This is a genomic window from Wansuia hejianensis, assembly GCF_014337215.1.
Lineage (GTDB): Bacteria > Bacillota > Clostridia > Lachnospirales > Lachnospiraceae > Scatomonas > Scatomonas hejianensis.
Window position 1 is genome coordinate 1,234,599 of the sequence record NZ_CP060635.1, and the last position, 14,078, is coordinate 1,248,676.

At 47.7% G+C, this 14,078-nt stretch carries 15 protein-coding genes, 1 tRNA gene and 2 riboswitches; of the genes, 10 read left to right on the forward strand and 6 right to left on the reverse strand.

The genetic code is table 11. The features are described from left to right. Window positions 1-78: 78 nt before the first annotated feature. The gene (locus H9Q79_RS05655; RefSeq protein WP_118643968.1) at window positions 79-1,881 is read left to right on the forward strand and encodes a sensor histidine kinase; all 1,803 of its coding nucleotides are present in this window, start codon (window positions 79-81) and stop codon (window positions 1,879-1,881) included. Further along, window positions 1,869-3,203 carry a response regulator gene (locus H9Q79_RS05660; protein WP_249329374.1) on the forward strand — a complete coding sequence of 445 codons (1,335 nt, stop codon included), beginning with the start codon at window positions 1,869-1,871 and terminating at the stop codon, window positions 3,201-3,203. Before H9Q79_RS05655 ends, H9Q79_RS05660 begins: the two co-directional genes overlap by 13 nt. Here H9Q79_RS05660 and H9Q79_RS05665 read toward each other — a convergent pair. Continuing rightward, window positions 3,198-3,947, reverse strand: coding sequence for a YdcF family protein (locus H9Q79_RS05665; protein WP_118643965.1), 750 nt, complete (start codon window positions 3,945-3,947; stop codon window positions 3,198-3,200). The genes H9Q79_RS05660 and H9Q79_RS05665 overlap by 6 nt on opposite strands. Window positions 3,948-4,039: 92 nt before the next feature. Then, window positions 4,040-4,143, forward strand: a riboswitch (TPP riboswitch). 28 nt (window positions 4,144-4,171) lie between these two features. Between H9Q79_RS05665 and H9Q79_RS05670 the strand changes: the two genes are divergently transcribed. The 4 genes from H9Q79_RS05670 (at window position 4,172) to H9Q79_RS05685 (ending at window position 6,438) form a co-directional block, all read left to right on the forward strand. Further along, window positions 4,172-4,873, forward strand: coding sequence for an energy-coupled thiamine transporter ThiT (locus H9Q79_RS05670; RefSeq protein WP_249329375.1), 702 nt, complete (start codon window positions 4,172-4,174; stop codon window positions 4,871-4,873). A 245-nt stretch (window positions 4,874-5,118) separates the two neighbouring features. Beyond that, window positions 5,119-5,192, forward strand: a tRNA-Val gene (locus H9Q79_RS05675). 377 nt (window positions 5,193-5,569) lie between these two features. Beyond that, on the forward strand, window positions 5,570-5,707 hold the full coding sequence (locus H9Q79_RS05680; protein ID WP_249329376.1) for a hypothetical protein: 138 nt from the start codon (window positions 5,570-5,572) through the stop codon (window positions 5,705-5,707). Then, on the forward strand, window positions 5,704-6,438 hold the full coding sequence (locus tag H9Q79_RS05685; RefSeq protein ID WP_249329377.1) for a transglycosylase domain-containing protein: 735 nt from the start codon (window positions 5,704-5,706) through the stop codon (window positions 6,436-6,438). Before H9Q79_RS05680 ends, H9Q79_RS05685 begins: the two co-directional genes overlap by 4 nt. Before the next feature lie 8 nt (window positions 6,439-6,446). On the opposite strand, the gene H9Q79_RS05690 is transcribed toward H9Q79_RS05685, so the two are convergent. The 3 genes from H9Q79_RS05690 to H9Q79_RS05700 are packed head-to-tail and all read right to left on the reverse strand — an operon-like array spanning window position 6,447 to window position 8,775. Continuing rightward, the gene (locus H9Q79_RS05690) at window positions 6,447-7,163 is read right to left on the reverse strand and encodes an ABC transporter permease (protein WP_249329378.1); all 717 of its coding nucleotides are present in this window, start codon (window positions 7,161-7,163) and stop codon (window positions 6,447-6,449) included. Then, window positions 7,160-7,975: an ABC transporter ATP-binding protein gene (locus H9Q79_RS05695; RefSeq protein ID WP_118643961.1), complete on the reverse strand. Its 816-nt coding sequence runs from the start codon at window positions 7,973-7,975 to the stop codon at window positions 7,160-7,162. The genes H9Q79_RS05690 and H9Q79_RS05695 overlap by 4 nt, the downstream gene beginning before the upstream one ends. Further along, a complete protein-coding gene (locus H9Q79_RS05700; protein ID WP_249329379.1) occupies window positions 7,972-8,775 on the reverse strand; it encodes a MerR family transcriptional regulator in 804 nt (267 codons plus the stop codon). The genes H9Q79_RS05695 and H9Q79_RS05700 overlap by 4 nt, the downstream gene beginning before the upstream one ends. Window positions 8,776-8,948: 173 nt before the next feature. Between H9Q79_RS05700 and H9Q79_RS05705 the strand changes: the two genes are divergently transcribed. Beyond that, a complete protein-coding gene (locus H9Q79_RS05705) occupies window positions 8,949-9,335 on the forward strand; it encodes a 4Fe-4S binding protein (protein ID WP_118643959.1) in 387 nt (128 codons plus the stop codon). Between the two features lie 75 nt (window positions 9,336-9,410). Here the strand turns inward: H9Q79_RS05705 and H9Q79_RS18335 are convergent, their stop codons facing one another. Next, window positions 9,411-11,108 (reverse strand): hypothetical protein, encoded by a 1,698-nt coding sequence (locus tag H9Q79_RS18335; protein WP_330596936.1) that lies wholly within the window; start codon window positions 11,106-11,108, stop codon window positions 9,411-9,413. Window positions 11,109-11,355: 247 nt separating this feature from the next. Then, window positions 11,356-11,546: riboswitch (cobalamin riboswitch) on the reverse strand. Between the two features lie 157 nt (window positions 11,547-11,703). Between H9Q79_RS18335 and H9Q79_RS05715 the strand changes: the two genes are divergently transcribed. From H9Q79_RS05715 to H9Q79_RS05725, 3 genes are read left to right on the forward strand one after another with little or no spacing between them, the layout of a single operon-like run. Continuing rightward, complete coding sequence (locus tag H9Q79_RS05715) at window positions 11,704-12,351, forward strand: helix-turn-helix transcriptional regulator (RefSeq protein ID WP_249329380.1); 648 nt, start codon at window positions 11,704-11,706, stop codon at window positions 12,349-12,351. Window positions 12,352-12,381: 30 nt separating this feature from the next. Beyond that, a complete protein-coding gene (locus tag H9Q79_RS05720; RefSeq protein WP_118643951.1) occupies window positions 12,382-13,158 on the forward strand; it encodes a threonine/serine exporter family protein in 777 nt (258 codons plus the stop codon). Then, window positions 13,155-13,583 carry a threonine/serine exporter family protein gene (locus H9Q79_RS05725; RefSeq protein WP_118643949.1) on the forward strand — a complete coding sequence of 143 codons (429 nt, stop codon included), beginning with the start codon at window positions 13,155-13,157 and terminating at the stop codon, window positions 13,581-13,583. Before H9Q79_RS05720 ends, H9Q79_RS05725 begins: the two co-directional genes overlap by 4 nt. Before the next feature lie 47 nt (window positions 13,584-13,630). On the opposite strand, the gene H9Q79_RS05730 is transcribed toward H9Q79_RS05725, so the two are convergent. After that, a complete protein-coding gene (locus tag H9Q79_RS05730; protein WP_118643947.1) occupies window positions 13,631-14,011 on the reverse strand; it encodes a Rid family detoxifying hydrolase in 381 nt (126 codons plus the stop codon). Window positions 14,012-14,078: the final 67 nt, after the last annotated feature.

A 14,078-nucleotide genomic window follows, 5' to 3' on the forward strand; every position in this document is an offset into this window, starting at 1 on the left:
CTTTCTATATTATATTGAATTTTAACTTTCTATTCGTTATTATAGTTTTAATGATTACCATCCTACGGGGGCCTGAAAATGAAATCTTTTTCAAAAATAAAGCAGAAATACTCTGATTTGTCTTTTCCCAAAAAGCTTTCCCTTTCCATGATCCTAATCACCTGTCTAATAGCCGTTTACTTGACAATTTTTGCGTTTTTTTCCGCTGCCTATTTATTCCAGCAGTTCTCCACGGAGCTTGCAGATTCCTATGCCTCCAATATCTGTAGACAGCTAGAAAATTATTTTTCAGATGTTACCCAGACAGCCACCAACATCATTCAGCTTTCTTCCCTCCGGGAATGCGGAAATATTGTGCTTCCGGAACAGGAGGCCTCCGTCACAGCTAAACTGCGTTCCGACCTGCAGCCCCTGCTATTGTCCGCCAACGCAAACTATGGAATACATTTCTCGGTACTGAATGTCTACTTCAAAAATGGATATAATTACTCACATTATCAGGCTTCTCTGCCTTTTGAAGATTATTATGGCTGTGAAGCTTATTATACAGACGCAGGATATCTGGACGCCTCTTACCCGCATGCTCAATATACAGACATCCTGGTCAAAAATTCAGGCAGAAATACTCGTTATATCCTTCTGTATCTTCGGCCAATCTATTCTTCAGAAACCTATGAACAGGTTGGATTTCTGCTCTGCGGAATTGATGAAACAGACTTCCTTTGCTACTACGACACGCTGGCTTCGGACGTGATGCTTTTGGAAAACGGCCATTATATCGTCTCACACAATGCAAAACGGGATGACATTGGAACCAGCTATATTCCAGACAAAACTGAGTCCAAAGGTGATTATATCCTTCATCAGATCACACACACAAATCTGTCCCTGCTGATCCCCAACAGCTATTATAGTGCCGTCGGAAAGAACCATATCCTTATGTTCAGTTTTTCCATGGTTCTGATTATTACCGTTGGAATTTTAATGGCAGTTATTTTTTCACACAAATTTTCAAAAACATTATCTGATTCCGTCCTTGCTCTGCGCAATTTTATCATCCAGGTAACAAAAGGTGACATTAACGCCCGTTTTACCACCAGCGCAAAAGATGAAATAGCATTTCTGGGCAATCACATAAATGCCATGCTGGATCAAATACAGGCTTCTATCCGGCGTGAGGACGAACTGAAAAAGACAGGTGAATTATTAGAACTTCGGCTGATGCAGTCTCAGATTAACCCACACCTGCTATATAACACGCTGGATTCCGCACTGTGGCTGATGGAAAGTGATCAGAAACCTCAGGTCCTGGACCTGCTGGCAAACTTGAGCAGCTTTTTCCGTCTCTCGCTGTCAAAGGGCTCTTTCCTGATCCCACTCAAAAATGAATGCCGCCTTCTGGAAAATTATATCGCCATTCAGCGTCTGGCCCATAACCGAAATATTCAGTTCCAAATTGTTTCATCCATAGCCTGGAGTGACATCCCTGTGATCAAATTCACATTGCAGCCCATCATTGAAAATAGTATTATCCATGGATTCTTTGGTTATGACTCGGCCAGAATTGAACTGTGGATTGATAGGGACGAAGCAGGAATAGTGACTATTTCCGTCTATGATTACGGAATAGGTCTGCTGCCGGAAGACCTTGTATCCGTACAGGCCGGCCTGGAATGTTATCCGCCTCCCGACGGCATGAGACATTTTGGCCTGTACAATATTAATCGCCGAATCAAGAACTATTTCGGCGAGTCTTTTGGACTTACGATTGACAGCGAATTCGGCGAATATACGAAAGTTACTTTGCGCTTTCCGGAGCTGCATCCGGACAAAGCATCGCCGAACAGCTCTGAAGAAAGGAGCGCTCTATGTATAAAGTAATGATTATTGACGATGAACCGACCATCCGAGAACGGCTAAAAAATATTATCAACTGGAAAGAACTTTCTCTGGCTTTTTCCTGTGAAGCTGGAGACAGTAATACAGCCAGAGAACTTTTTTTCCTGCACCGCCCATCTATTGTAATTACAGATATCAACATTCCTCTCATTTCCGGCCTGGAACTGTGCAGAGAATTTGCCCAGGTCTATCCGGATACGCGTTTTATAGTAATCACCGGATACAACGATTTTGAATACGTGAAATCTTCCGTTGCTCTGGGGGCAGTGGACCTGATATCCAAGCCAATTATGAAAGATGAGATCAACCAGAGCCTCCGGAAAGCGACTGACTATTTCCGTTCACTGTTCCAGACACAGGAAAAAATGCAGGCTCTGAAAAAAGTGCTGCGTGAAAACCAGTCTCTTCTTCTGGACCGCCATATTTCACGCCTGTTTTATTCTCCCCAGGCGGCTTCGGCTCAGAGCATACTGTCCTCTCTTGAGAAACTGGGCCTGGATATTCAGGGCCGCCATTATTTTGTCCTGATCCTCAGCCCGGACTGGAACACCTTTCCCGCTGATTTCGACCGTGACTTGATACTGTCCTCCATCCAGAACATCGGCGACGACTTCATGGATAATGGGCGCTACCACCATTATGCATTTTGCGACAGCCATTTCAACCTTAATTACCTGATCAGCTGGAACCTTTCCCCCTCCAACGATCATCTGGAGCAGCTTTCCAACAATATCCGTGACCGGATCTGGCTTTATTACCACGCTTCCATACACGGCGGGATCAGTCTGTCCACCCGCAGCCTGTCGGAAATCCACACGCTATGGATACAGGCATGGAATTCTTGTAAATACAGCTATCAAATGGACGATTATCCTATCCTTAATTACCAGAACCTAAAACAGCTGCCCCACCGGCTGAAGAATCCGCTCACTTCTTTTACTCCGGAATCAGAACGAAAACCAGGCGCCACTCAGACTGTGCGCCAGAACCGCCTTATTGCTTCAGCAAAGCACTATATTCAGGAACATCTGTCTGACCAGAATCTGGGCCTCTCTGCTGTTAGCGAAAAAATTGGTCTGTCTTCCATCTATTTCTGTAATCTTTTTCACAAAGAAGTGGGAATCAGTTTCAATGAATATCTGAATAATGAACGGATAAAAAAAGCCCGGCAGCTTCTGGCTGATCCTTCTCTGAAAATCTATGAAGTCAGCTATGCTGTGGGCTATGGTAATCCAAAGTATTTTAATTTTATATTTAAAAAGCTGGTAAAGCTCACTCCCTCCGAATACAGGAAAACTCTATAGTTTCCTTTTGGCCGCATCAAGCGCGATGCTGAAAAACTCTCTTACCATATAGTGTGGAAGCAGTATGCTCCTGAAAGGGGCCGCAATACCGCAGACTTCCTTCCCAACTTGTTTTTCAGCAATCCGCACAGCGCGGAACACATGAAAATTGTTTGTTACAATCCCTACCGATGCATCGTCATCTGGAATCAGCCGGAAACTGTTCACGATGTTTTCCACCGTATCTCTGGACTGATCCTCCGTCAGAATCCGTTCCTCTTCTATTCCAAGCTTCACCAGCTCATTCCGCATGCAATCGGCCTCGCTGATCTCTTCCCCTCGTCCCTGCCCTCCAGACACGATGGCGACAGTCTCCGGATTCTCATGCAGGTAATCTGCCGCCGTCTCAATCCGGTGCCTCAACGCACGGGTCGGCCTAGTTCCCCGGACGCCTGCACCGAGCACAATCATATAATCCAGCCCTGTTTTTCCTTTGGCGCCCATCCCGCTGATGATCAATCCCTCAACAAAGACAAAACACGTCAAAAGGACAGCCAGGCAGACTAACCCCCCTTTTTTCAGTCCCGCCGGAATCGGTATGCGCCCAAAACGCAGTTCAAGCCCAGCCAGAATCAGACAGAAAATCCCCGCAACCAGCCAGATAAACAGAACAGACAGGTGAAATCCGCCATATTTCCCACACAGCAAATAATAAAGTAAAAATACAATCCCCAGAACCAGAAATATCATAAGCTTTCTCTTCATTAAAATCCCCTCTTGTTTTAACTATCATACCTCATTATTTGGGAATTGACAAAATATTTTTGCCGGAATATACTTTAACTACAGAAATATAAAACACACGCTAGGGGAGCTATTGCTGAGAATGCGGCTGCAGTGCCGCTGACCCTCACCACTTGACCCGGTTAATACCGGCGTAAGGAAGCAAATCAGAAGCCCCTCCTGCGTCCAGCAAAGGAGGATTTTTTATGTTAAAACACTTTGTCACCGAAGAGGGCGGCCTTACGGGAGCCGGGTATGGCCTCTTCATTGCCACCGCCGTCATCTGTCTCTTGATTGCCGTCGCAGTCGCCCGGCGCAATACGAAATCCAGTCCCATTTCGCCGAAACGTCTGGCTTTCTGCGCCATGGGGATTGCCCTGGCCTTTATTACATCATATATCCGCTTTCTGAAGCTTCCCATGGGCGGCACTATTACGCTGTTTTCCATGCTTTTCATCGTGCTGGTTGGCTACTGGTATGGCGCGGGCACCGGGATTCTGGTAGGACTGGTCTACGGTATCCTGCAATTCATACAAGACCCTTATTTCCTGACCTTTTTCCAGGTCTGCTGCGATTATCTGCTAGCTTTTGCAGCTTTGGGTGTGGCAGGTTTTTTCCGGAAACAGAAGCATGGCCTTGTAAAAGGTTACATCGCGGCGGTGCTCTGCCGCGGCGTATTCGCCTCTCTGGCCGGTTACCTCTACTGGATGGAATACATGCCTGAAGACTTCCCGAAGTCTCTGAGTGCTATCTATCCGGTCATATACAACTACAGCTATCTTCTGGTAGAAGGAATCCTGACCGTCATCCTGATTTCCATTCCCGCTGTCTCAAAAGCGCTGAATCAGGTGCGCCGGATTGCGTTGGACGAACCCAAGACATCTGCTTCCAGAAAACCAGCCGCGTAAAGCTTCAGAACTGGCCTCGTTCCACAGTGAAGCATTTCTCCGCCATCGGCGATAAACCTGGGCCTGTCGGAGACGCAATATCCAAACGCAGGAAAATATACAGCAGTCACCTGACCCGATGCCTGTGCGGCTGCCAAGCCGCACAGACCCACAGGGCAAAGTTCTGCCCTATCCGCCCTGTTGATTTAAAACTGTTTGCTGATTTTTCTTCCCTTCTGCCCTGGAATATGATATAATATGCTTATGGAAGCATAGCTCAGCTGGGATGAGCGCTCGCCTGACTAGCGGGAGGTCAAGGGTTCGAGCCCCTTTGCTTCCATTTTTTATGCCCTTCTGAATCACCAGTAAGTGTACCAACGGCTGAACAACACATCCGAATTCTTTCCCAACAATAGTCATATTCTTTATCTCCTTTAACTTCTCTGATATACTGACCATAAAAATGGGAGGTTTAACACCATGCCAAAAATTGACCTAACTGTCTCTGTACCGTTATCAATAATCGTCACTAACTGGATATCCGCAGACTATGGATGCAGCAGAAACACCTTAAAATAAGTCTTTAATTAGGCGTTTTTTACTCCTCCAAAATTCCATATTCCTTAAGGAAATCATAAGGTTAGTACAAAGCTGTCGTAAGATTTCTCCTGTATACTGTTTATATCAAAAAGCATATACCATAAGGAGGAATTTATAATGCAGATTTTAAGTTATATTGGCACACTCTTTTTCGTAGTTCTCATGCTTCCCATAAGCTTGATTCTCACAGCGGTAGAATCCCTGAAGGCTCTTCTTTACGCGCATACTCCCGCTTCGGAGAAACGGCGGGCATGAGCAAGAACGGTAAGCCGGCAGCCGGAAAACAGGCATTACGGTGGACTGGCCGGATTCTGCTAATTCTTCTGACTGTTCTCGCCCTTCTGGCCATCATTTTTCTGAGCAGAGGTTATTCCCTGTATCAGAAAGCTGTCCAGCAGAAATCTCTGGCCGCCGCTGTGGAGGAAATACGGGATAAAGAAGACTACACTCCGCTTGCCGCGCTGCCCCAGACTTATCTGGATGCTGTGGTTTCAGCGGAAGACTGCCGCTTCTATCAGCATGAGGGAATCGACCTGATATCCATCGGGCGGGCTGCCATCCACGATATACAGACCCTCTCTCTCGAAGAGGGAGGGAGCACCATCACTCAGCAGCTCGCCAAGAACATATATTTTACGCAGGAAAAGGATTTCTCCCGGAAGTTTGCAGAAATGTTTCTCGCTTTTGATCTGGAACGTAATTACAGTAAGAACGAGATTTTAGAACTCTATGTGAACACAATCTATTTCGGAGACGGCTATTACAGTGTCAAAGAGGCCAGCCAGGGCTATTTCGGAAAATTCCCTTCAGAAATGAATCAACAGGAATGTACGCTGCTGGCCGGCATTCCCAATGCCCCCTCTGTCTATGCCCCCACTAAAAACCCTGACCTGGCGGCCCAGCGCCAGAGACAAGTGCTCGATAAAATGGTTGACAACGGCAAACTGACAGAACAGGAGGCTGAGGATCTTCTGATTCAGGTTTAACCCTGCTCTCATTCAGATTTTAACATTCTCAGCAGCAACCCGCAGATCACAGCCGCTGCCGCCAGAATTGCAGCCAGAGGCCACAGATTCCCGGGATGGAACACACGGTCTGACATCATCTGGTAGCCCCATGCTGCGGGAAGCAGTTTTCCGGCATATGTCAGAGTCTCCGGCAACAACTCTGCCGGGAACATGATGCCCGACAGCATGATGGACGGAAGGAATAACAGCTGAGAAAACATAGTCAGCTTTGCCTGGCTCTTTACCAGAAGCCCCAAAACACTTCCTACACTCAGCGATACGGCGATGAATACCGCCAGGGAGCCAAAATATGAGGGCAGATTCGCCGGAAGCTCTGCATGAAACAGAACAGGGGCTGTTAAGTATATAATACCGCTCATGATCAGCAGATGGATAAACGCTGACAGAAATACTGAGACAAGGCCGAGATACAGCGGCACCCCATTAGCTTTATACATCTTCCTGATATCGCTCCCGTATATTTCTGCCAGGGAGGGCGGCAAGCCTATCATCGCCCCCATCGATACGCCCATCACAGTCATAGACTGTATGAGCGTATTTTTTGCCTCCGGGTTGACAGATGTAAAGATCCCACCCATTACGGCAAAAAATAAGAGCGGAACCACATAGCAGGTAATCAATAGTGATTTACTGCGTATATCCAGTTTCCACTGCAGCCCCACCCCATACAAAAATGCCTTCAATCTCCATTCCCCCTCGCTATCTCAATAAAATGCTGTTCCAGTGATCCTCTGTCTATTTTAATGTCCAGTACGGTAATTCCTCTCGCCTTATAATCTTCCAGCAGAGCCAGAAGGGTATCGCCGATATCGTCCGATTTAACTTTCTCCTCTCCCTGCTCCGTTCTGATCTGAAGTGTATATCGCTTTCCCACCTTCGCGCCCAGTTCTTCTACTGTCCCCCAAAAGACGATTTTTCCGTCATTCAGGATTGCGATCCGATCACACAGGCTCTCCACCTCCGCCATGTCATGGCTGGCCAGCAGGATTGTTTTCCCCTGCGCTTTCAGCCTCCGTATCTGGCCATGAAGAGATAGCCTCCCTTCCACATCCAGACCGGCTGTCGGTTCATCCAGGAACACAATATCCGGATTGCTGATCAGAGCCAGCGCCAGGTGCAGCCTCCTTTTCTGTCCGGTTGAAAGTTCTGCATACTGCCTTTTCGTAAAATCATGGATTCCGAGTGCCTCCAGCATGGCACCGTCAATATGGGCCTTATTCCATCCAGCGAATAACCGCACCGCTTCCATTGGCCGGATATAAGACGGAAGAGAGGCTGACTGGAGCTGAATCCCCATCTTTCCATCTACCTCTATCCTTCCCCCTTCATATTTACGCAGACCTTCAATGCATTCCAGGGCCGTAGTTTTCCCCGCGCCATTGACTCCGAGAAGAGCAAATATTTCCCCTTTCGGAATATGGAAGGTCAGCCCTTTCAGGACTGTATGGCCGCCATAACTTTTCACCAGCCCGTCTACCTGTATTGCATGTTTCATTCTGCCCCCTCCCCAAACGGATGATAGCCGATTTTTTCAAAATAAGCTCCCAGTGCCGTTCCAATAAAAAAATTCGCCTCTGCCTGCCTCTGTTGCCCTCCATCCTCCATACCGTTGAAATTCTCCGTCTTCATGAGCCTGGACACAATGCGAAGGTCACCCCCTGTGAATTCCATGATCATATCCCAGAATTCTTTTGCAAAGTTCTGTCCTCTTTCACTGTCCGGCAGCACACCTTCCTCCTGGAGTCTTGCCGCTTCCGTTAGCAGACGGGTGGATCTATCCATCATCGTCCGGCCGCTGTCCTGGTCAAAACGCTCATGCAGATATTCCAGCGTCTCATCATCAAAATGTTTAATCATCCAGTAAAACTCATTTTTCATCTCGAGATTCACAATAATATCCGCATATTTACTGAAATCCACTTCCTGTATCTGCAAAACCTCCTCACGCAGCATTTCCAGCGCCCTGAGAGATTCCGACAGATTCCTCACCTTTTCTCTTACAGCAGCGGCCTGTTCCTCAAGCGCGGCTGCTACTGCTTCCGGAGAATCTAGTGCCGTCAGACGATTTTTAATATGATCCAAAGAAAAACCCAGACGCTTCAGAGACAGGATCTGATGGAGCTTAATCACATCTCTATCCGTATAGAGCCTTCTCCCGCCCTCACTCTCGGCCGCAGGGGAAAGCAGCCCTTCTCTGTCATAGTATTGAAGAGTACGGACTGTGACGCCCATTTTCCCTGCTACCTCGCCCACAGTCATATATCCTTCTGGTATTGCCCTTTTTTTATTTGCCATCCTAATCACCTCTTTTACATTATAGCTCATTACCTTACGTCACAAGCAACCCCTTTCCAATATTTCCCCACAGGAGGGCGGGGCCTTTTGCCATATTTCGATTTCATTGTGTACTTTTTGACAAAAATCTGTTATGATATGAGTGGGTTAAAACATTTGAGGAGGATTTCAACATGAAGAAACTAAAAGCAAAGAAAGACGTTGCCTGCATGGCATGTCTGGCATGCGTGGAAGCCTGTTCCGAGGCATTCTACAAGGTTGCCGATCCCAGAAAAGCCTGTCTGGAAATTATTGAGAAGAAAGGCGAGCCGAAGCCGATGGTCTGCGTTCAGTGCGGAAAATGCGCAGAGGCCTGTGAAGCCGGAGCCATCAAGCAGAACGCGAAGGGCGTGTACATGGTCGACAAAAAGCTCTGTACCGGATGCGGCAAATGCGTCGAGGCGTGTCCTTTCCACGTAATGGTCAAGGCTGAAGAAAGCCCGAATGCTTCTAAGTGCATCGCCTGCGGAATCTGCGTAAAAGCATGCCCCATGGATGTGCTGGAGATCGTAGAAGGCTGATTCTTCCATAAAGATTACATCTAAAAAGAGGCCGTTTCAACAAAGATTGAAACAGCCTCTTTTTCATCCCCTCCCTCAGACCGCGCCGCGTCTGTGCCGGCGGGTTTCCAGGCAGATGTAATGCTCCATTTTTTCAGCGGCTTTTATGAGCTCCACCATCTTCCGGTTACAGCTTCCCAGCCTGACCCCTGCGTTAATCACCTTTCCGCACCGGCTCATAAGCTCCAGTGCTTCCCTGTACCGTTCCCCGCTGATTTCCCGAAACGGCTCTTCCGTCACTACACGGGCAGCCAAAAGCCTGGCCAACTGATAATCAATGTCATTGGTGTACAAAATCCCTGCTGCAAATGGTATATTTTCCTTTTGAAGACTCCGGAACACAGATATCCCTGTGCCGCACGAGGACAGGACAAAGATCTCCGGCTCCCCTTCCGGCCGCGGAAGCTCGATACTTCCAAAGCAGGGATCAAAAAAGCCGTTATCTATCTCATACAGATCCCTGATGATTTCTTCCCGGAATATTTCTTCTGGCACGCCGTAGTGTGATATGACATCTCCCTTCACACACATGATTTTATCTGAAATCTTCTGCGCCAGGTCAATCTCATGACTTCCATCCGCCTTAATAGGAACAAACTTTACATTCGTTCCCTGTACTGACAATGGAACACTGAAACTGTATACCTGCTGATTACTCTCATTGACATTTTCTTTTATAGTTGGTGTCTTTTCCTCATCTTCTTTGCTCCCCAGATAAATCTCACTATATGTGAACTTACCGGAAGCATTTGCTTTCAAATATAAGACGATATCTATCTGGTCCCCATTTACCTGCGCTGTCGATTTTTCTATATTAAACATAGGAAATGTGGTCCCGTCCGGCTTTTGAGCATTAATTTCCGCATTCCCGGAATTGTCAGTTCCCTCAGAAATCGACATTACAGCCTGGTCCCGCAGACTATCTACAGCTGAAAACTCCAAAAATCCCTGCTCTTCTTCCATCTCCGGGATATCGCAGTAAACATCTTTATCCGTATACCAGGAATCCTCTTCCGTCACTCCCGGTACGACAGTTAACCTCTGTCCGAGTTTTTCTTCTTCCACCTGGAAACGGAAGCTATAACCGCCCATTACCTGTTTGATTCCTTCAATTACAGGAGTCTTGTCAGTATCCTCCCTGGAACCTATGTAGATACGGTCATAGTCGTTATTCTCTGTATATACTGTGACTATTAACTGTCCTTGATCTTTTTTTAATTCTGTCTTCTGGATCTCGAACTTTCGTTCGGCCTGTGTCTCCTCAGTTTCTGCGCCTGAAATTGCCGGATTTTCGCTGTCCTCCCTGCCGTCCGGTTCAAGACTGTTCTTCTCTTCAGACTGAGCTTTACCGCTGTCTTTACCTGAAGTATCTGTATCGTCTGATCCCTCAGGCACTTTAGAAGCTTCCGGCGTTCCTGAAACTGACGGAGCTATCATTGTTTTGCCCTGCGTCGTTTTCTTGCTGTCCGCACTGCCGGTATCTGTGTCTTTCTCCGGATTCTGTGTCTGTGGACTTTGTTTACCGCTCTCCTCCGTCTCTGTCGTTTTCTGACTTTCCGAAGAGCCCGGCTTCGGTGTCAGGCTGTCATTGCCCTGGCTTTCTGTTCCTTCCTGGGGTCTGTTCTCAGTCTGGCTCTGTGTTTCCGGAGTATCCGCATACACACCTGACGCCATTCCCAGCACCATCAGCGATGACAGAAAAGCTGCCAGAAACCTCTTCATGTTTCCTTTCATTTTCTTCTCCTTCCTCAAAGGCAAATTGCCCGGATGACGGCCTTTTGAGAGGCGGCCGGATTCCTGTCAATGTAGCTTCCCGGTACATGACAGACTATCACCCATGAAGAAACCATAGAAGCAAAAATGGCATCTGTCTTCTCTGGAGAAGGCAGATGCCATTTTAAAGATACAGTTCATTTCTCGGATATTAGAAATAAACTGATCCTGTTCAGTCATCTTATGAATACACACTTTCTTCGGAAGCTGTTCACTAACCTTTTCAGCAGGTTTCCTGGCTTGCAGATCTTCGCTTGGCTATGCCTTCTCACATTCTAAATGCAATGGCTTCTATAGCTTCACTCCCTGCTTACAGTGACCGGATCGCTCAGGACTTACACCTGATTCCCTTTTAACCGGACAGATCACTCTGCCGGCACTGAAAATCCCTGTATTTAACTGTCCATATTATAACAGATAGAAATTATAATATCAAGTAATTAGGTTCTTTTTTCTACGATCTTGTTTTTCCCATCTTTCAATGCTATTATATTTTTAGCTGAATTTTCTAAACATACCACTTGTTTTTCACTGTTGATATCATGGAGGGCTACCCTTGACACAGACATGGAAATACCTGATTCAGACAGCCGACGGGCTGGCGGGCCAGTTCGGCGCCGACTGCGAGGCCGCTGTCTGTGACCTGATAGAATATGCGCCGGAAAAATCCATTGTTTATATCGTCAACGGCCACGTCACAAACCGTAAACCAGGCGACGGCCCATCTGCCCAGATCCTTGCAGATCTCAAACGGGAAAACTATCTTCCCAAGGACAGGCTGGGACTGCTGAACAGCACGCCTGACGGACGCCTGCTGAAATCCAGCGTTCTCTATATACGCAACGAAAAGAGCACCCGGATCGACTATCTTCTGACCATACACCACGATATCACCGCCCTGTCCGCCGTCAGCCAGTCACTGGAATGCCTTGTGGCGCCATATGCGCGGGACTCAGAATCAAGCGTCACCGCTTCTGCCCCGCCAAACGTAAATACTTTTCTGGACAGTCTGATCCGGCAGTCTGAAAAGCTGATCGGTAAACCCGCGGCTCTCATGAATAAAGAAGAGAAAATAAGAGCCATACGCTTTCTCAGCGAATCAGGCGCTTTCCTCATCACACGGTCCGGCGAAAAGGTTTCCAGATTCTTTGGAATTTCAAAATTTACGCTATACAGCTATATGGATACAAGCGGAAGAAAATAAACGATAGAAACCCTGGGGGAGAACGCTTACATGCAAACGGAAATCATTACAGATTACAAACTTTTGCTGGATACCGCCGTTCTGGCAGGTCAGATCATGCTGCAGAACGGGGCGGAGATATACCGCGTCGAGGATACGATTCAACGGATTCTGGAGCTGTCAGGCTTCCAGTCGACTGAAGCATATGTCACTGTCACAGGCATGTTCGTCACTCTTGACGACCCTTATCACGATTCTCTGACTGTCGTCAAGCGGATACGGAGCCGGGACACAAACCTGTATAAAATATACCTGACCAACGATATTTCCAGAAAACTCTGTGAGGGACAGCTTACCCTTAAGCAGGCGAATTATGAACTGAAGCGCCTGCCCCGCTCACTCTATACACGGTGGCTGCGTTATGCCAGCGTTCCTGTGATATCAGCCGCATTCGCTTTGATCTTTGGCGGAAATCACATGGATGCCCTGGGCGCCGGAATAGATGGGATCTTTTTAATCCTGTGTATGTTCCTGGGTGAACAGATCGGCTTTAATCCCTATCTATTCAACTTTGCCAATTCTCTGGTCATCGCGCTCGGTGCTCTGCTGCTCACCAAAACTCTGAGGCTGCCCATGAACCTTGACACAATTATCATCAGTACCATCATGCCCATAATACCCGGAGCCGCCATCACTACTGCTGTCCGGGATACCTTACAGGGCGATTACCTCTCCGGCATGTCAAAGGCTCTGGAAGCCGTGCTGCTGGCCTCCGCTATCGCTATTGGTACCGGACTCGGAATGATGTTGGGAGGTGCAGGATTATGATACTCCAGATTATCAGTGCCTTTATCGCCATTGCAGCGTTCTCCATATTCATGTCTGTGCCCAGAAAACACGTCGTCTGGTGCGGGCTGCTGGGAGCCGGCTGCTGGCTGATCTATCTGCTCTTTGAGTCCCAGGGAATCATACTGGCCACCTTTGTCAGCGCCATTTTCGTCTCTCTGGCCTCCCACATACTTGCCAGAACGTTAAAAAGCCCTGTAACTGTATTCCTGATCCCAAGCATCCTCCCCCTGGTGCCCGGAGCATATCTGTACCGCGCCGTATATCAGTTTTTCCGCGGAACCCGCTCCCAGGCAAATCATCAGCTTCTGATGACGCTGGAAATTGCCGGGGCAATCGCAGTGGCAATATTCATCGCAGATTCACTCTTTATACTGCTAAAGCGGGCGGCAAAAAGTAAAAAATAGCTGCACAAGCAGGCATCGCCCGGTGCTGAGATCCCCTCTCACCGGCTTCAGTCAGCCTCTGCCATGCACTCAATCTCTACTTTTGCCGCCTTCGGGAGCTCTTTCACCGCAACGCAGGACCGGGCCGGATTCTCTCCCTCGAAAAATGCACCGTAAACTTCATTTACCTTTCCGAAATCCGCCATATCCGTCAGGAAAATCGTTGTCTTAAGTACCTTAGACTTATCGGTCCCTGCAGCCTTCATGATGGATTCCAGGTTCTTCAGGGAGTTCGCCGCCTGGTCCTCCACCGTTTCAGGGATGCTTCCGTCTTCCATATTGAAGCCAAGCTGCCCGGAAATAAACAAGATCCCGTGACTTTTCACTGCCTGTACATAGGGCCCGATCGCTGCCGGCGCTTTGTCTGTGCTGATAATTTCTTTTGACATTCTCTTAATCTCCTTTTCTATTGCGGTGCCGCGGTAATGCGGCATTCCGTCTTAATCTTAATCCGTA